The organism is Paenibacillus amylolyticus (assembly GCF_036894225.1).
Lineage (GTDB): Bacteria > Bacillota > Bacilli > Paenibacillales > Paenibacillaceae > Paenibacillus > Paenibacillus amylolyticus.
Map to the genome: position 1 here is coordinate 5840389 of NZ_CP145892.1, position 17270 is coordinate 5857658.

Sequence of the window (17270 nt, forward strand, 5' to 3'; positions counted from 1 at the left end):
CACACCAAGCAGCTTCAGTTTTTGTTCTACATTCTCCGTATATATGCACATGTTTACAAGTTGGAGATAATTCAGAATTATTCTGGATATGTTCGGGGTTTAATATAAAGCCATAAGGGACAGCGAGCCCATTAAACAAAACTAACCCCCAACTTGAAGGAGAGATATATGATGAAAAAAAACATGAAGAAATCCGTAGCAACGATGATGGTACTGGGCATGACATTAACAGGAGCAACGGGTGTATTTGCCGGAACGCAACTGGAGAAAATCTCTGCATACCTTAACCATGGAATCAGCTTTAATGTTGATGGCGCGGCTTACTCGCCAACGGATGGCAATGGCAACAAACTTGCGCCAATTACTTATAACAACTCTACTTATCTGCCCGTACGAGCGCTTGCCGATGCACTGCATGTGCCTGTATCCTATGACGGCAAAAAAGGACAGGTCATTATCGGCCAAGCAACAAGCAATCCATCAGCTTTGACAAATGTAACGTATAGCGCAGCACAAAAAGAGGCGATTCAAAAAGCTTTTGCACAATTCGATGGGTTCGAGACCGCTTATGCCCCTCAGCAGATGATCGCAGGTGACACGTTCAAAAGTGTAGGTGCGGGTGGCGACGGCGTCAGTTTTGTTTTCAACCATATGAAAGTGGATGTGTCTCCAAGAGATTATTCGGACGGTTATACGAGCAAAGACGTGAAACTGTCCAATGGTGTTATTGCCAAATGGTACACACCAGATCAAACGGGCATGCTCACATTCCAACTGGATGATCGCTACGTTACCCTTAGCTCCCCGGATCATAAGCTGAGCCAAGCTCAGTTGCAACAAGTCGCTGTCTCTGTTCAAAAAGCCAACAGCAACAATGATCAAGGGATCACTGCATTTGCAGATGTGAACTATAGCAAACAACAATTGGATAACATTCGCAAAGCATTTGCGAAGTTTGACGGGTTCACAACAGCCTATGCCCCACAACATATGGTTGCTGGAGATACGTTCAAAAGCGTAGGTGCGGGTGGTGATGGTGTAAACTTTGTTTTTAATCGTATGAATGTAACGGTATCCCCTAAAGATTACTCGTTCAGCTATGATGGCAAAACGGTAAAACTGCCTAATGCCGTATCAGCCAAATGGTATACACCAGACCAAACGGATATGCTCACATTCAAGCTGGATGATCGTTATGTAACCATCAGCTCGCCGAATAACCAATTGACTCACACTCAACTGGAGCAAATGGCGGTATCCGTACAAAAAGTGAAATAAACAAAAAAAGAAACACACATCATTTCGGTCCCGCTCTATGAGCTGGGGCTGATTTGATGTGTGTTTTGTATGCTCAAGCTCTGCTACAAAGATCTCTTCCTGTTCTTCTGTCCCTAATCTGCAATTAACTCTCTGCCTTATTAATGACCTGGCGAAGCCAGTAATACCGATGCAAGTCCATGATAAAATGAAATACCACAAAAGCCAGCATAATGTATACACACATTAGCACAACAGCCACAGTCTGCTGTGTAACAAAGGCCAGTGAAATATTGGCCAGAAGATATGCTCCGCCCGTAATCATCGTAATTGTGGCAACAGGCACACCCGTGCTTTTATCCCCTTTTTTACGCTGAGGGGGCTGCTTAAGCTTACGCAAATGAAACTTCACGTACTGGAACAAGGCAAAACCATATACCACAAATGATCCAATGGCGTACCAAGGTGTCGACAGACCAAGTATCCCGTAGGCAAACTTCTGTATAATCACCATAAATCCCACAGAACAAACAATGCCAAATACGCCTCGGAACAATACATAATTCAGTTGGAGTCTGCGTGGGGCAGCAATCAGGGCAAACGCCCATATATTCATAAAGGCTAGCGGTGGCAAGAGAATATACGCATACAGCGATTGGAACGGGACACTGAACACGGGAATAAGCAGAAATACGTTAAGAAAAAACAGGACAAGTATGCCTGCACTCAGCCGAATACCATCTACTGCATAGATGACATAAGGTGAATCCTCATACGGATTTGAACGTTTATTGTTCGCCATTATAACTCTTCCTTGATAGATACGTTTCGTCATGACTACAATGCCAGTTCAGCCAAACGAACAACCCTGCGATAGACCATCGCATCCATCAAATCCTCCCAGTCAAGTTCACTGGCATTAACGTCTCGATAATAGACCGCAGCAGCAGGCAAGAAACCAACTAGCGGCCCTGTACCACCACATATCAGGCTCCCACCGTCTCCACCTTTGGGCATCACATCCCCAGCCGAATCCAGTGTAAGCTCATACTTGTAGGGATCACCGGCAAATTGCATTCCGAAGAAATTTGGCATTTCCAGATCATAAGGACGATCATCCTTTTCTTCAACCCGTGAAGAGGCCGTCTCTGCTGATCCATCCACAATTTCATCCACGCCTTCAAGACTTCCAAAGTGCTTCAATCTCATCGTATAGTCGAAGCTGTCACCCCAGGGAAATAACGTGCGACAACCGCCGCCATAGATATACTCCCATTCGTCTTCGGTTAGTAAACCAAAACCCGCCGCAGCTTCCTCCCTCACAACGTCTTCCAACTCTATTCCTTCGTTGAACCACAGAACTCGGACTTCATCCTCACTTTGGCGAATCAATCGAAATTGTTGATGCAATTCATATTCACGTATTTCCGACTGCTTAAACTGCTCCAGCGCTGACGGGAAATCAGGATTTTCCTGTGCAAATGCTTCCTCCTTGGACACTTCAATCCAGCCAAGTGAGATCAGTTCACATTCAACAAGCATCGGCGCAATGTTGACCGTTCTTACAGGTGACATTTGACTCGCCAGAAAAGAATCCACGTCCTCCACACCATACTCACTGACCGTTTCATGCAGGTCGGCTGATGTCTCTTCGTTCATACCATGCTGCCAACGATCCCAGCCGAGTGTTACTTGATCCCCAGGCACAAACACAAATCTCAGCCCATCCTCCGTAAATACACCTATCTCTATTCGCTGACCAAACCGTTCAAATGTCTCGAGACCCTCATATACCATACCATCTGGTAACTGACGAACAAGCTTACGCATCCATGCCTCTTTGTCCTGAGCATTCAACCTCTGCCAGATGTCTCGTCTCAATGCTTCCACAACTTCCCCCACCTTTCCTTATGCACTTTCACTTCTCTAAAATATTTTACTAGCTGGCACAGCACAATCTTACTTGTGTTGTTTACATTTCACTTCCCTGCGGCCTGCAACAGTTCCAGCAATAATTCCTTCCGTCTTCCTTCCGCTTTGCGAGCGAGTGTCGTTAGCTTCTCCACCTTGCCAAAGATCGGATAGACTACACGTTCCACTTCATAATGCTCAAGTTTTTGAATCTGTCTAACCAGCAGTTCGAGTATTTCCTCATTCTCCAGCTCGGGCTGAATCTTCAGCTTCAGACTATCGGTCGAACGACGCAAGCTGGCGACTAACGCAGGTATGGATTGAGCCGTTACACCCTGTTTTTCCACAAATGCCGCAATGAACTTATCCTGAATCAACTGATGCTCATCATCCACTTCACCCATGTAATATTCAACCAACGGGAAATACTGCTCATCCACAAGCCCCAGTCCAAAGGTTGCATAACTGCCCGGCATACAGCTTTTCTCTCCCTCGGTATCCTCGTAGAACTCAAACTCTTGGATAGCCTCACGCGCATACTCTTCCAGGAGTGGATGCAGCTCCGGGTACTCCAGTGCATTGGCAAAGAATCGGTGGGTATCCGACTTCGCGAGCCCTTTGATCGGCAAATACTGCTTTACGCTGGACTTGAGCTTGATCTTATAACTTTTCGGAAAGCCCTGTTTCAATAAATGAGTGATAAAGGTAAGTGCCTGTTGATAGGCACCAGCCCCTTCCTTACGAATGTGAATGGTCATCAGAGCAAATACATCATTTGCTTTGCATTCCACTTCTTCCGTTCTCACATGAATATCGTCCTTCGCATACGTTCCGCTACCTTCTGTCATCATACGTGCCGCACGTTTGCTACCGAGTTGCTTCGCGATTTCCAGAAAAGTCACACCTTTGGATTTGCTATAACTGGGCTCAAAACGTAGAATCATGACCGCTGCGTATAACAGCAGATCGATTGGTTGAGCCTCGGATGTTTGCTGCTTCCCGTGTTCGTCCAAATGTTGGCCAGTCTGTGTTTCAGTGTTCAATTGAAGCGTTGCTCCGGGCTTAAGCGAATATTCATTGGTACGATAAGCCGAAGATTGTACATCATAATACTGTGGCAAAAACTGATTCTCCGCCCATGCCGTCACTGCACGAGTAATCTCACCACGATGTTCCGCAAGAGCATCCGGACGCCCCTGATTCAACTCTTGAATCCGGTCATACAGCCTGATGGTCCATGCTACATCCAACTCCGGGAACAGCTTTGGATCGAGCAGATGACTCGTCAAAAAGAAGGATTCCAATGGCTTCGTTGGATATGTACTGTTCTCCAGATTCTTGTCTACATAGGTATGAATACGATCAAGGAGCAGCTTTCTTTTCTCTTCGTTGATCCATTCCAATAAAGTCAGTTGCAGCTTACCTTCGGTTGTTGGGAATTTCCCTCGCAAGGTGAAGCGGTAGTCAATCAACGGAGTATCTGCCAGCTTGTCCAATCTTCCCTGAACAACCTCAACAAGCTTAGGCCCGATCTCGTTCCGTACCTGTTCCTCGGTAAAGACTCTTCCCTGCTTTGATATCACATCATCATCATCCAAATCCAGATCCAGGCTGTCTACCGTGGTCCGTCCAGGTCTGTAATCCAGCACAATATCAATAAAAATACCCATTTGCAGCGTGGTTCGCTTCACAACACTTTCCAAGTCATCCCGCTTTTCCTGTTCATCAAACCATTCATGGATCGTCGTCATCATCTCTTCCATCGCCTGATCATAAAGTGTACTCATCTAATCTCCTGCCTTCCCATGCATCTAAAGTTCACCAACTACACTTGAACCTCTATTCATCCCGGATTAGTCCGAGGTATCTATGTTATAAATACGTATTGATGTTCGTATATTACCTATTATTTTACTCTCTCAAGTACAATCGGAACAATAAGGCTTACGCACGGTTGTTCGCTAGTCAAAGAGATCTACGGATTCCTTTTTTTTCATAACTTTGTACGCTCTCGGTATGCCCTCGCTATCGTCATCCCCACGTTGTATAATCATTGTATTCCTTTTCAGGAGGTCTGACTAAATGAGCTACAGCAAATACTTCCCCTTGGAAAACTATTTGAATCAAGTTTCAATCACCCTTACATATGCAGAGCTTGAGGAGATTCTCGGATTTACGTTACCCCCTACAGCGTATAATCGCGAACAATGGTGGGTGAATAATTCCAATAATCATACACAGGCACTATCCTGGTTAAATGCCGGATGGAAGGTGGAGAATGTGATTCTAGGAAAACAAGTAACTTTTGTCCGCTGCGAGTCATAATCGATCTGTACGATATAGATTAATAGTTATAACTCCAAAGGTTCTATTTTCCATAAATGTTATTCGAGACAAAAAAAGCAGGGTAGACTGATGAATTCATCAGTTCTCCCCTGCTTTGTAAATTAATTGACTGTCTTATACCACTCGTTTACTTCGGCGGTAATATCATCCCCGCCCATGGACTTCCACTTCGTCACAAACGCATCAAATTCCTCAATGCCTACCTGACCATAGATGATCTTGCTGAACGTATCTTTCTCCAACTTGTCGATTGCGTCCTTCTTCATTTTCATCGTCTCGGTTGGTGCCCCGGTGAACTTGTTCTTGATCGCGTTATCTTTATTTGCAACGACCACCTCAGCGGCTACAAATACTTCCGTTTTGTTGGCAATCTTCGTATTTTTCTCAAAAGGAGTCTCCGGTTCCTTGCCCTTCGCAAGTTCCGCCAGCGTATCCATCATGAGATTCGGAATCCGTGCACCATCATACGTAATTGTATATTTGAGTGGTGATACGCCGTCCTTCACTTCAGCTTCACCAACGACTTTGCCATCCACGATGTCATAATCATATCCTTGTGCGAAGCCATGTTCGAACTCGCTTCCCACTTCCGGATTAGCAAAGTTGTCGAACAGATAATTTTGGTACGTGAAGAAAATCTCCGGGTTCGCCATGTCTTTGTTAATCAGTACAACGCCGTTACTTGCACCAGAACCATGCTGGTGGCTCTCACCTGTTGGTCCTGTAGGTAAAGCAATGGCCTTGTACGTGGCACCGTCCACATTTTTCTTCACATCATCAATCGGCCAGTTTGGCATCCAATGTGGTCCCACAATAATGCCTGCTTTACCTGCGGTGAACAATTCTGCTGCCTTGATCTCGTCATAGACACCCGCTTCTTTGGGCAGGTAACCTTTGGACAACCAATCTTTCATCGTTGCAAGGCCTTCCTTCACACCTGGCTGAATGGAGCCATATTGCAGTGTTCCGTCTCCGGCATCATTCCACTGTCCAGGCATCGTGTTGTACATGCCGAAGATCCAGCCGGATTCCGTCATCCAGGTATTGAGCGCATTTTTCATGCCCACGGTCAGACCATACGTATCTTTCTTACCGTTCCCATCCGGGTCCTGATTTGTAAAAGCATCCATGACCGTAACCAGTTCATCCATGGTTTTTGGTTCTTCCAGTCCCAGCTTCTTCAGCCAGTCTTCCCGAATGAACATGACCGAATCGCCGTTGTACGCATAATCGAAGATCGGAATACCGTAACGCTCGCCCTCATACATGTATGGATACCATTCCTCGGGTGCCGATTCAGATGCCTGTTTCCATGTGTCCGAAGCATACTTGTCAAACAACTCGCCTGCATTGGCAAATTTGCCGGACTCAATTAATTCCCGGACCAGATTGTAGTCTCCCCGAATGGAGACAATATCCGGCAGTTCTTCGTTAGCGGACAGGGACAAGCGCAATTTCGTGTAAAATGCATCATTTGTCACCGATACAGCCCATGGCGTAGTCAGATCGATGCCAAGCCGTTCCTTGGCCCATTTGGTATGCACATTGTTCTGGGCTGTTTCCCCGTTCTTGAATTTCGTATCATCATTCCAGGCCCGCAAATAACTCATCTGTACCGCCGGTTCATACTTCCCATCTTGCAGAGCAAGTGGTGCAGCGGCTTCCTTCGCCGGTTCTTCCTTGGCCCCCGAACTACATGCCGTTACAGCAACCATCGTGATTGCGAGCAATGCCGTCATCATTTTTCTATACATGAACTAACCCCTCCTCAGGTAACTTGGATACCCTTATGTGCCAAATGCACCTTACATGAAAAGGATAGTGCAGCCGGGGAGGCAAACATATATCACAATTTCAATGTTCATATTGATTTGTTAACCGTTCCGAAAATCCTGCGGGGTCAGTCCATAATGTTTGCGGAACACCTGAATGAAATAAGGCGTGTTATTGTACCCCACTTCCTGACCGACTTCATAGATCTTCATCGCCGTATGCTTCAGCAAATGAACCGCACGTTCCATTCTGGAACGGATAATATAATCACTAATGCCTTCACCTGTGGATTGTTTGTACATTTTCGACAGATATACGGGGTGCAAATGCACCTCTCCGGCAATGACTTGCAACGATAAATCCTCACCCAGATGATGGTCAATCCATTGCTGCACCTGCCGAATCAGCGTTGATCCGGCATCCTGTCCCGCATCGCTTGTGCTCTCTTCCCACTGCTGCATCACACTTCTGGTCCACGTTTCCAGACTACGCAGCGAGATACCATAACCATCCTTGAGCAACTGCTGGTACTGCTCGCCGAGTACTTCAGCTAACTGTCTTCCTTCCCGATGAGCCATATATGAGAATGCCGCCGCCAGATAATGAAAGGCCACATACACATGTTCCGGGAACACACTGTTCGACAGTTCGGCAAAGATCTGATTAATCTTACGGTGTGCATCCTCCATGCGCCCGGCTTCCAGTAACGTCGTCAGACCCGGTGGTTCATACAGCGCTGCAAGAGACTTCAACGTGGCCCCATTGGTTCCCGCCGCCGCATTCAGATGTAATCCTTTGCCCGCCTCGGCTTGCTTGCGAAGCGCACTGACGGCTTGATGATATAACTGTGGCACCTGATCTGGAAAACGTCCCATACGACTAACGGACAAGGAAATGGTCGCGTTCAGATACTGCCTCACACTGTGGATTAACCGTTCTCCAAGCCTTCCCATTAACATTTCAGGTTCGGCCTGAGTTTGTTTGGGACTGGCCATGAAGACCAGATCATCATAGGCGTCATCCGTATGACAGAGGTGATAGGTACTGCCGTAGATCTCTTCCACCACATTTGAGATGGCGTACTTCATCAATCGAAACGCTTTATGTGTAGGTTGATGGTCATCATACCGGATGAGCAGCAGTTGCATTTTATCCTGTGGACGGAACCCGATCTCCAATTGCTCCAGCTTGCCTTCGAGTTCAGCATCCGCAAATTTATGCCCTAACAGTACATCCTTCATCAGTTCCGCCCGCTTCTCAGGCAGATGTTCCCTTACCGAATACATGGCCCGTTGATGCAGCAATTGTTTCTCACCCTCTAGGCGAATCTGCACTGCGGCCTGCTGCACGGATTCGATCAGTTCCTCATCTCGGACCGGCTTGAGCAGATAACTGACTGTCCCATGTTTGAGCGCCTGCTTCGCATAATCGAAGGAAGCATGCCCCGATAAAATAATACATTTGGTCTGTTCCCACTTTTGGCGGATGTGACTGACCAGATCCAGACCGGACATACCCGGCATACGGATATCCGTGATAATAATATGGACCTGATGTGATGCCATATGTTCCAAGGCTTCTTTGACTGAATAGGCTTTGAATACCTGACCAATCCCGTGTTCTCTCCACGGTATCGAGACAGCGATCGACTCTACTGCCGAATGTTCATCATCCACGACCATCAGATTCATCATGCGGTTGTTCCTCCTCAAACCATCGAATTTCTACACTAAGTCCACCATAAGGAATCGCTCCAAAATGAAGCCCGGACGACAGCCCATATCGCGTAACGAGACGCTGGTGCACATTCCATGTGCCTGTTCCAATCTCCTCACCCATCGGTTCATTGATCTCCCGTTCCAATTCGGCAATCTCTTCCGCTGTCAGCGTGACACCATCATTGTCAACAAACAGGCTATATCTTGTATATTTCCGACCCTCAATATGTTCGGGTACCGCCATCCCCGTTACGACGACATGCCCACTGCCCTCCATCGGCTCAATGCCATGGATCACCGCATTCTCTACGATGGGTTGAATGAGCAGTCGCGGAATGTGAAGCAACATCAGTTGCTGCGGTACGGCAATCTCGTAGGTCAGCCGGTTGGTCCGCATCTGTTGAATGGACAAATAATGGTCCAGCAGCCGGATTTCTTCCTCTACTGTCGTCATATCATTCTCGCCCCGCGTAATGTAGCGATAGTAGTCTCCCAGACTTAGCGACATGGCAATAACGGCTTCACGGTTGCCGAGCTGGGTCATATTTTTGATATAAAACAGGCAATTGTACAGGAAATGCGGATTGATCTGTGATTGCAGATGTTTCAATGTGGCTTCCCGTGAACGGATACGTTCCTCGTATACCTTCTCGATCAGTTCCTGAATCTGCTCTGCCATATGGTTGAAGCTCTGGGTGAGATACGCGAATTCATCACGGGAGTGATCGACTGGAATCCGAGTGGACAACTGGCCTTTGCGAATCTGTTGCAGCCCTCTCATCAAACGATGGATGGGCACCTGAACTTTTCGATACAAAAGCAGTGCAGCCCCGATACTCAGCACGAGCAGTAACAATATGGAGGTAATAAACATATTTCGGCTCTTGTCCATCGGGGTTAACAAATCATCCAATACCACCGGGTTCACGTATACCGCTTGCAGTTGTTTGGAGTGCACGTAACTGACCAGATATTGTTTGCCGCCCACCTCCAATTGATGATTGCCTTCTCTCTCCGGCCCGTTAAAAGGCATATCACGCATAATCGCTTCGACCAGTTCGGGGTCCGCCGTACGATTCAGCAACGGATCATTACCTGGTACCAGCAAGAAAGGATCTCCTCCCTGCGTTTCTTTAAAATCATCCAACATGGCAACCACGTTCATCGGGTCAAAATTAATCTCCATCACCGTTCGCACGCCTGTATTCACCGGTTTTTCATTCCACTCGTAGTTATCCGTGAAAAAGTAGGTGAAACTCCCCTTCTCCAGCTGCCATTGGCCAGGTTGCGGGAACGTCAACATCTTCTCATCGTAGACCGTCCGGCTGGACATGGTGGATAACACAAGTTCCGCTTGTGGCAGGACAATGGTAATATCGTTCTTCCAGCGGCTGGTGGACTGGTACAACGATAATTTGTCGAGAATATCCAGATAGATACTGTTCTTCTCATATTGGCTGGTGGAGTCCGTCATGTAACGGTAATGCAGGATACTCGGATCTCGCAGCAATGTCAGGCCATACAGCGAGAGCTGCTCGATATTTTTATCCACCTGGGAACTGAAATAATTGAACTGGTTCAGACTCGACTGCTGTTTCTCTTCAACGACCATATCCACATTTGCCTGATTCGCGTATGTATAGAGTAGCAGAATGGGTACGAGCAGGCAGATTAAGAGAATGACCGTCTTCGCAAATACTGTGAATTTCATCGTTTCACCCTATCTCTGAATTTGAAGTCGTTCTACACCGAAGTCCTATTTTATATTGAAAACCCTTACATTTCTATATGATTTTATGTTCTCCCGTTTTCCTGTGACTTGAAAACCTCTGTTTCCATCAACAAGTTAATATTTCAACACCCGCATTGAAATGTTGTTCTATAGTCCTCCCTTTTCCGTTGCTATAATTCAGATGCTCCACTCTGTGCAGAGGCTTACTCGCCTCATTATGCTAGGGCTGGACGAGATAAAGGAGGGACCCTGATGGCTATAGAACAACCGTTAACAACCAATACGCCGGTGCGAAAAATGACACCCCATCCACGCAAACGTACCCGCTGGAATTTCAAACGCACATGGCCGCTGCATCTAATGCTGTTGCCTGCTGTACTGCTCACTTTACTGTTCGCCTATGTGCCTATGGGCGGCATTATTATTGCTTTTCAAGACTTCAAACCGTGGCTGGGGTTCACTGGCTCCAAATGGGTGGGCTGGGACAACTTCCGGTTCATGTTCGAATATCCCGACAGCGTTCAGGTCATCTGGAACACGGTGCTGATTGCTTCGATGAAAATTGTGGCCGGACTTGTGGCCCCGGTGGTGTTCGCCATTTTGCTGAATGAGGTCCGGAACTCTACGTTCAAACGTTTCTCACAGACCTTGGTGTATCTGCCCCATTTCCTGTCCTGGGTTGTCCTTGGTGGAATTCTGCTCGACATGTTATCACCGGAAGGTGGGCTGGTAAACCAGGTGTTAGCGGCGGCTGGCGTTGAACCGATCTTTTTTTTGGGGGATGGCGACTGGTTCCGTGTAACGGTAGTTGTCAGTGATGTGTGGAAGGAGTTTGGATTCGGAACGATTGTATTTCTGGCAGCACTTGCGGGTATTAACCCGCCATTGTATGAGGCTTCGGAGGTGGATGGGGCAACACGACTTAGACAGACATTACATATTACCCTACCTGCACTCGTGCCGATGATTATCGTGGTAGGTACGTTATCGCTGGGCAATATCCTGAATGCAGGCTTTGACCAGATCTTTAACCTGTACAATCCGCTGGTATATGAGAAGGGCGATATTATCGATACCTTTGTCTACCGGATGGGGATTTTGAATGGCAAAATGAGCTTTGCGACCGCCGTTGGACTATTCAAATCATTTGTCGCGATGTTTCTGGTCATCTCTGCGTACCGGATGGCGTACAAAATCGCCAATTACCGTATTTTCTGAGGAGGAATCAAGGTGTATCACAAAACAACCGGGTACCGTATATTCAATGGTTTCAACCTGATATTCATCGCGGCCGTCTCAATTCTGTGCATCCTGCCGCTGGTCCATATTCTGGCGGTTTCCTTCAGTGGTAAAGCGGCAGCATCCGCCAATCTGGTGACACTTTGGCCCATTGATTTTACGGTGGACGCCTACACCAAAACATTTGGTAACAGTAACTTTCTCAGTGCACTCTGGATTTCAGTCCAGCGTACTGTTCTGGGAACACTGCTCAGTATGACACTTGTCTTCCTGACGGCTTATCCGTTATCTAAGGAAAGTCTGCATTTCAAGGGACGTTCATTATATGCGTGGTTTTTCATCTTCACGATGCTTTTTAGCGGGGGATTGATTCCATCCTATATTTTGATCCAGAAGCTTGGGCTGATGAATACGATGTGGGCTCTCATTTTGCCGGGAGCGGTGGCTGTCTGGAACCTGATTCTCATGATGAACTTTTTCCGCAACGTGCCAAAAGAGCTGGAAGAAGCCGCATTTATCGATGGAGCCAACCATATCACAACTCTGTTCAAAATCTATCTGCCTGTTTCCATGCCCGCCATTGCGACGATTTCTTTATTCACGATGGTAGGTCAGTGGAATTCCTGGTTCGACGGGCTGATCTATATGAATGATGCTTCCAAATATCCACTCGCCACGTTAATGCAGACCATAATCGTACAGCAAGATTTCTCCAACATGAACGTGGATGCAACTCAGCTCCAGAACATGTCTCAACGTACGGTGAACGCGGCTCAGATCTTTATTGGCGCTCTGCCGATTCTGCTCGTATATCCGTTCTTGCAGCGTTTCTTCGTCAAGGGGATTGTGCTCGGGGCGGTAAAAGAGTAAGGCAAACACACGGAATCCCCTCTTGGAATTCTTTGTTCAGAAAGATCATGATTTCAGTTAATTCGAGATCTTTCTCCCGCGAGTTGCGTTGTTATATTCATTAATTAACTCATCCAGCACCATGGATTGGCGAATAACCTCCGGATGCCATAGTTCCGGGTATTGAGCTGCAATCTGGTAGAGCCTTTGCCGTGCATGTTCGATACATTCCTGAATGGTTTCCGGATTATGTACCATACTCCCGCCCCCTGTTGTCCTTGAATATCATCATCCAAAAAAGACCATCTAATATAATATTCGGAACAAGAGGGGATTTGGATTACCCCAAAATTAAAATTTTGGTTATTTTTTCTTGTGAAAGTTATGATTAGCGTGGATCACATGAGTTAATGTGCATATATGTTCAATACAAATAAACCGGATCGGCTGTAGCCTGTCCGGTTTTATTCCTGCTGAGTTTTTCAATATTCTCTATCATGCTCCATTTATCTTAATCCAACATCCTTAAAACGATTACCTATCGTCTCTGGAAAGGCACGTTTAATGGCATCAATAGCACGTTGTTCCGTAGCCCCTGCCTTCCGGATAAGCTCAATCACGCTTTGCACACATTCCGGTTCTCCCGAATCCCAGGAGATGGAGTTGTCTATTTCCTCAATGATCATTGTGTACAGGTTTGCGAGTAGCTCATACTCGTCTATGACCTGGTCCATTTGAATGGACAGATGCTTAAGTCCTGCAACATAAGAGGCAATATCCAATCTTGATTTGGCATAATAGCGAAGTACAGTTGCCGCTTGTTCTGCGTCATATGTTCCTGACTGCAAAGCAGCAGCAATAGCGGCATACGCAGCCGCCCCACAGGCATAATCTTGGGGCGGCAGCATATAGTCATGAGTTTCCCATTTGTACACGGCCTGGATTAACGATTCCTTGCAGACTTCCCATAAATCGATAGATGCACAGGCTTCCAGAATCTGATAATACCAGTAGGGTGTACTGTTCCTCCCAAACGAATCATAGGGCAGACGAATGATTTCATCACCTTGACTTTCACAGATGAATAAGACCCGTTCCACATCATCATATCCAGTAACAATGACAAATTGATCGTGCCAGAGAATCGCACCTACGCCCCGGTCAATGGAAGCTTTGATATCCAGCAGAGCCTGCTTCTGATAGAGCGGAAAAGTCGGTTCAAATGAAAATCCACCATGTTGTCCCGTTGTCACACCAATGAAGTCTGCTGCGACAAAGTTCTCTGCCATCCAATTGTATGCGGAGATTGACTCTGACGTCAGACGCCGATCCACCACTAATCGGAATGCACTTGCTGTCATACCTGCAATCATGTGGTGTGGGAAAACCGTCCACTGTTTATGTAATAAAATGCGAAACAACGCATCTGTATATGCGCTCACACCGCTCCATGATCTATATTCATCAGCAAAACTCGCAGCTTGCGGGGATTGAATCCAGTCCTGCAATACTACTTTTGTCGCCATCATCCTTCACTCCCTTCCCCTCTCATCCTATCGTGCGGAATGCGCTCCCCACCGTGGTATAGTGGACCTTTTACGGTCAGGATACTTCCTGGATATCACTCGAAAATAATCAATGGCCTGCTCTTCCAGTGCTTTCGCCTTCACGAGTACCTGTGCTAGATCTTCTGTGGTGTCTGGTCGCAAGACACGTCTATTCTCCTGCTGAACCATATATCCTTTCATTTGGTCAATTAACGTCCCAAGCTGTTCATAACATGCACAAGCCTGATCCAGTTCGTTCCATATCCCTCGAACACCCTGCAAATACATCCTTATTTCGGTTCGCGAATGGCAGAAGGATTCCAAAATATAACCTGCACCGGTTTCATCGAAATCCCCACTCCGCAGGGCCTCCACCCACACATCATATGCCTTTCTACCTGAAGCAATATTCTGATCAGGTAACAGACGATAGGGAATATCCCAATCCTCAATTGCCAGTCGCAGGGATTCCAGCAGCATCTGCTGTTCAGGGATGCGGACCTGATCACCAAACACCTGACAATACCAAAATCCGGAAAAGTTCAAGCCGAAATTATCATATAGCAAAATCTGCGGTTCCTTGCTCCATCCGTCTTGCACATAAAAGATGCGGTCACTGTCATCATATCCATGAATAACACCGAACTCAGGAATCCAGTAAATCACACCAGTGCCTTCATCAATACTCCGTCTCACCCAATTCACTGCATCCTGCTGATAATAACCGAACGTGGAATGACGTGTACGTCCCCCATCCCAGATCGTGAATATCCCCAGGTTATCAACTCCGGGACGATGTGCTTCCCCCCATTGTCCATACGCTGTAACCGACATGGGAAGTAGTCTGCGATGTACCGACAGCTTGAAAGCCATGCCCGTATATCCGGCAAGTACAACCTTGGAACCTTGAAACTGGCCTGTATGGGTTAGTATCGCATGCAGACTATCCACGTACGATTTGGACTCCCGCTTCATGATGAGGTTATCTAAAATGTTCTCAGCCAAGGATGGATCTTCTCCTCTCTACACTGGTTTATTCCACGTTTTTCTTACCTTGTATCGCGAGCCTGGCAATTAATCCTTCTGCGCTTTGCTGAAGCTTGCGTCTAAGCCACCCAGGAGACAAAAGTTCCTCCCATTCACTAACAAACAAATGCTGTAAGAAAGCGTCCATGTCATAAAATTCAATTGAATAAATCTGATCTTGCCTAGCCCGAATACGATACCCTTCCCATAGGTCCATTTGCTGCAATTCCTTCAAGCGAATCTCAGCTACAAACGGTTTACGCACAGGCAGTGTTTCTTCCCATCCACCTAGGAGAGCATCTGACTTGTACTCAAATCTCTCATTCAAGATCGATACATGAACAATGCCCTCCAAGCGAATGGCCACTTGCTGTACAGGGTCTGCTTCATAACCCACCACGTAATCGGCGTTAAACTGGGATATCATCTTTAATGGACACAAGGAAAACTGCCGTTCTCCATCGTGATCCCTGTAATGAATATGTACTCTGCGCAAGTCAGTTATGGCATGGGACAACAATTCAAAGAATTGCAGTTGCTTCGGTTGCGCCGAAAACACTGGGAGCTCACTACTTCCCATCTGTTGTTCCTCCAACGTAAAACGCTCCAGCAAATGCGCTACACGTTTCACCGCGTCCGATTGATCATAATCGTAATGCCGGTAACGATGCGCCAGATATTTCAGCACACGCTGCTCTTCTTCGGTCATATACAAATGGGGCAATCGAAAAGTCTGATCCTCATAACAATAGCCCCGATATTTCGCCATATACACCAAAGGGGCTCTCAAGGAACTTGCCATATATTCAATATCACGCTGAGCCTGACGACGGGAGATTTCAAATTCACGGGCAAGCCAGCTGCTATTCGGAAAACGTCCACCCCGAATCTGTTCGTCAAACCAGTGAATCCGATGCATGTTACTCATCTTCCCGCCCCCATCTCATCCATTCTTAATATATTCGATTATATCAAAAGACATGGCCCGTTCCGAAGAACAGGCCAGTTATGTTATACATGTGCCTTATCCACTCTGGATTGCACGGCTTTGAAGCATTTCTTGCATACTTTCAGACTTGTACCGTCTGTTTTTGTTTGCGTATACAACAATTTAATTCGGGTACTGCTGCACACCGGGCATGTTCCCCGGCCCCTGGAAGGAAGACTCCACAAAACGCGTCCTCTTTTGGTTTTTGCCAATGGTTGTGAACCTCTTTTCGATATGGTTTGTGTGTTCACCGTTATTATATAGGGCATGGTACGACACAGAATGTCGCATCAGTATTAGAAGTATTTCAAAAAATAAAAATGTCCCCTCTTCGACCTGAAGAAAGGACAACATTTAGGAAGGATCTGTGCTCGACTGAGCTGCGGCCTGCAATAACGGTTGCAGGAGTCCTGGAAAGCGCGTTTCCAAATCATCGGATCGCAGGGTGAGAAAATGCTGTGTACCCTGCACTCTGACCCGAATGACTCCAGCTTCTCGCAGGGTACGAATGTGATGCGACATCGTTGACTTCACAACAGGTGCATGAAAATGACTGCACGGCTGTTCTCCGCTTCTCGCTGCTTCCGCAACAATCCCAAGACGGGTCGGGTCGCTTAACGCATACAATACGGAGGAAAGTTCAATATCTGACACCTGTGGATGATGTAAAATCTTCATACTGTAGTCCCCTTTTCTCAGACTATCCATTGTATTTTAACACAGATCCATGATATATTTCTAATGTTCGACACCAATCGAACTTTAATGATTTCGTTATGTAACCCCTGCTGTCAGGCACGGGATTGACATCATACTACATTTTGCAAATGTTACACACCGTTTCTGAAATGTTGCGAAATACACATCACTCCAGGAGGTTTTTT

16 protein-coding genes are annotated in these 17270 nt (G+C 46.6%); 4 read left to right on the forward strand and 12 right to left on the reverse strand.

All coding sequences use genetic code 11. The annotated features are described in order from the left end of the window. Positions 1-168 precede the first annotated feature (168 nt). The gene (locus V6668_RS25985; protein WP_338707049.1) at positions 169-1278 is read left to right on the forward strand and encodes a stalk domain-containing protein; all 1110 of its coding nucleotides are present in this window, start codon (positions 169-171) and stop codon (positions 1276-1278) included. 124 nt (positions 1279-1402) lie between these two features. On the opposite strand, the gene V6668_RS25990 is transcribed toward V6668_RS25985, so the two are convergent. The 3 genes from V6668_RS25990 to V6668_RS26000 all read right to left on the reverse strand — a co-directional run bounded on the left by V6668_RS25990 (position 1403) and on the right by V6668_RS26000 (position 4955). Next, a complete protein-coding gene (locus tag V6668_RS25990; RefSeq protein ID WP_127546645.1) occupies positions 1403-2059 on the reverse strand; it encodes a hypothetical protein in 657 nt (218 codons plus the stop codon). Between the two features lie 35 nt (positions 2060-2094). Further along, positions 2095-3147 (reverse strand): hypothetical protein, encoded by a 1053-nt coding sequence (locus tag V6668_RS25995; RefSeq protein WP_338707051.1) that lies wholly within the window; start codon positions 3145-3147, stop codon positions 2095-2097. Between the two features lie 89 nt (positions 3148-3236). Then, positions 3237-4955 (reverse strand): DUF6138 family protein, encoded by a 1719-nt coding sequence (locus V6668_RS26000; RefSeq protein ID WP_338707052.1) that lies wholly within the window; start codon positions 4953-4955, stop codon positions 3237-3239. Between the two features lie 295 nt (positions 4956-5250). Between V6668_RS26000 and V6668_RS26005 the strand changes: the two genes are divergently transcribed. Then, positions 5251-5493: a DUF7662 domain-containing protein gene (locus tag V6668_RS26005; protein ID WP_036606815.1), complete on the forward strand. Its 243-nt coding sequence runs from the start codon at positions 5251-5253 to the stop codon at positions 5491-5493. Positions 5494-5615: 122 nt separating this feature from the next. Here V6668_RS26005 and V6668_RS26010 read toward each other — a convergent pair whose 3' ends face one another. The 3 genes from V6668_RS26010 to V6668_RS26020 form a co-directional block, all read right to left on the reverse strand. Next, positions 5616-7268 carry an extracellular solute-binding protein gene (locus V6668_RS26010; RefSeq protein WP_338707054.1) on the reverse strand — a complete coding sequence of 551 codons (1653 nt, stop codon included), beginning with the start codon at positions 7266-7268 and terminating at the stop codon, positions 5616-5618. A 120-nt stretch (positions 7269-7388) separates the two neighbouring features. Beyond that, positions 7389-8981 carry a response regulator transcription factor gene (locus tag V6668_RS26015; RefSeq protein ID WP_338707055.1) on the reverse strand — a complete coding sequence of 531 codons (1593 nt, stop codon included), beginning with the start codon at positions 8979-8981 and terminating at the stop codon, positions 7389-7391. Beyond that, on the reverse strand, positions 8956-10716 hold the full coding sequence (locus V6668_RS26020) for a sensor histidine kinase (protein WP_338707056.1): 1761 nt from the start codon (positions 10714-10716) through the stop codon (positions 8956-8958). The genes V6668_RS26015 and V6668_RS26020 overlap by 26 nt, the downstream gene beginning before the upstream one ends. A 318-nt stretch (positions 10717-11034) precedes the next feature. Here V6668_RS26020 and V6668_RS26025 point away from each other — a divergent pair, with 318 nt between their 5' ends. Both V6668_RS26025 and V6668_RS26030 read left to right on the forward strand, forming a co-directional pair. Then, positions 11035-11955, forward strand: coding sequence for an ABC transporter permease (locus V6668_RS26025; protein ID WP_338709006.1), 921 nt, complete (start codon positions 11035-11037; stop codon positions 11953-11955). Positions 11956-11967: 12 nt separating this feature from the next. Continuing rightward, on the forward strand, positions 11968-12846 hold the full coding sequence (locus V6668_RS26030) for a carbohydrate ABC transporter permease (RefSeq protein ID WP_047841631.1): 879 nt from the start codon (positions 11968-11970) through the stop codon (positions 12844-12846). Positions 12847-12903: 57 nt separating this feature from the next. On the opposite strand, the gene V6668_RS26035 is transcribed toward V6668_RS26030, so the two are convergent. The 6 genes from V6668_RS26035 to V6668_RS26060 all read right to left on the reverse strand — a co-directional run bounded on the left by V6668_RS26035 (position 12904) and on the right by V6668_RS26060 (position 17064). Continuing rightward, on the reverse strand, positions 12904-13083 hold the full coding sequence (locus V6668_RS26035) for an aspartyl-phosphate phosphatase Spo0E family protein (RefSeq protein WP_338707057.1): 180 nt from the start codon (positions 13081-13083) through the stop codon (positions 12904-12906). 248 nt (positions 13084-13331) lie between these two features. Next, entirely contained in the window at positions 13332-14354 is a 1023-nt protein-coding gene (locus V6668_RS26040) for a hypothetical protein (RefSeq protein WP_162158953.1), read from the reverse strand. 24 nt (positions 14355-14378) lie between these two features. After that, entirely contained in the window at positions 14379-15377 is a 999-nt protein-coding gene (locus tag V6668_RS26045) for a hypothetical protein (protein ID WP_036606800.1), read from the reverse strand. Positions 15378-15405: 28 nt separating this feature from the next. Then, entirely contained in the window at positions 15406-16326 is a 921-nt protein-coding gene (locus V6668_RS26050) for a helix-turn-helix transcriptional regulator (RefSeq protein WP_036606797.1), read from the reverse strand. 83 nt (positions 16327-16409) lie between these two features. Then, the gene (locus tag V6668_RS26055) at positions 16410-16598 is read right to left on the reverse strand and encodes a hypothetical protein (RefSeq protein WP_074096524.1); all 189 of its coding nucleotides are present in this window, start codon (positions 16596-16598) and stop codon (positions 16410-16412) included. 142 nt (positions 16599-16740) lie between these two features. Beyond that, positions 16741-17064 (reverse strand): ArsR/SmtB family transcription factor, encoded by a 324-nt coding sequence (locus tag V6668_RS26060; protein ID WP_036606795.1) that lies wholly within the window; start codon positions 17062-17064, stop codon positions 16741-16743. Positions 17065-17270 lie beyond the last annotated feature (206 nt).

Excerpts from the sequence above, each read along its gene's own strand:
- V6668_RS26010 (WP_338707054.1), bottom strand. The coding sequence starts at position 7,268 with ATGTATAGAAAAATGATGACGGCATTGCTCGCAATCACGATGGTTGCT.
- V6668_RS26050 (WP_036606797.1), bottom strand. The coding sequence starts at position 16,326 with ATGAGTAACATGCATCGGATTCACTGGTTTGACGAACAGATTCGGGGT.
- V6668_RS25990 (WP_127546645.1), bottom strand. The coding sequence starts at position 2,059 with ATGGCGAACAATAAACGTTCAAATCCGTATGAGGATTCACCTTATGTC.
- V6668_RS25985 (WP_338707049.1), top strand. The coding sequence starts at position 169 with ATGATGAAAAAAAACATGAAGAAATCCGTAGCAACGATGATGGTACTG.
- V6668_RS26015 (WP_338707055.1), bottom strand. The coding sequence starts at position 8,981 with ATGATGAATCTGATGGTCGTGGATGATGAACATTCGGCAGTAGAGTCG.
- V6668_RS26035 (WP_338707057.1), bottom strand. The coding sequence starts at position 13,083 with ATGGTACATAATCCGGAAACCATTCAGGAATGTATCGAACATGCACGG.
- V6668_RS26025 (WP_338709006.1), top strand. The coding sequence starts at position 11,035 with ATGACACCCCATCCACGCAAACGTACCCGCTGGAATTTCAAACGCACA.
- V6668_RS26000 (WP_338707052.1), bottom strand. The coding sequence starts at position 4,955 with ATGAGTACACTTTATGATCAGGCGATGGAAGAGATGATGACGACGATC.
- V6668_RS26040 (WP_162158953.1), bottom strand. The coding sequence starts at position 14,354 with ATGATGGCGACAAAAGTAGTATTGCAGGACTGGATTCAATCCCCGCAA.
- V6668_RS26060 (WP_036606795.1), bottom strand. The coding sequence starts at position 17,064 with ATGAAGATTTTACATCATCCACAGGTGTCAGATATTGAACTTTCCTCC.
- V6668_RS26020 (WP_338707056.1), bottom strand. The coding sequence starts at position 10,716 with ATGAAATTCACAGTATTTGCGAAGACGGTCATTCTCTTAATCTGCCTG.
- V6668_RS26005 (WP_036606815.1), top strand. The coding sequence starts at position 5,251 with ATGAGCTACAGCAAATACTTCCCCTTGGAAAACTATTTGAATCAAGTT.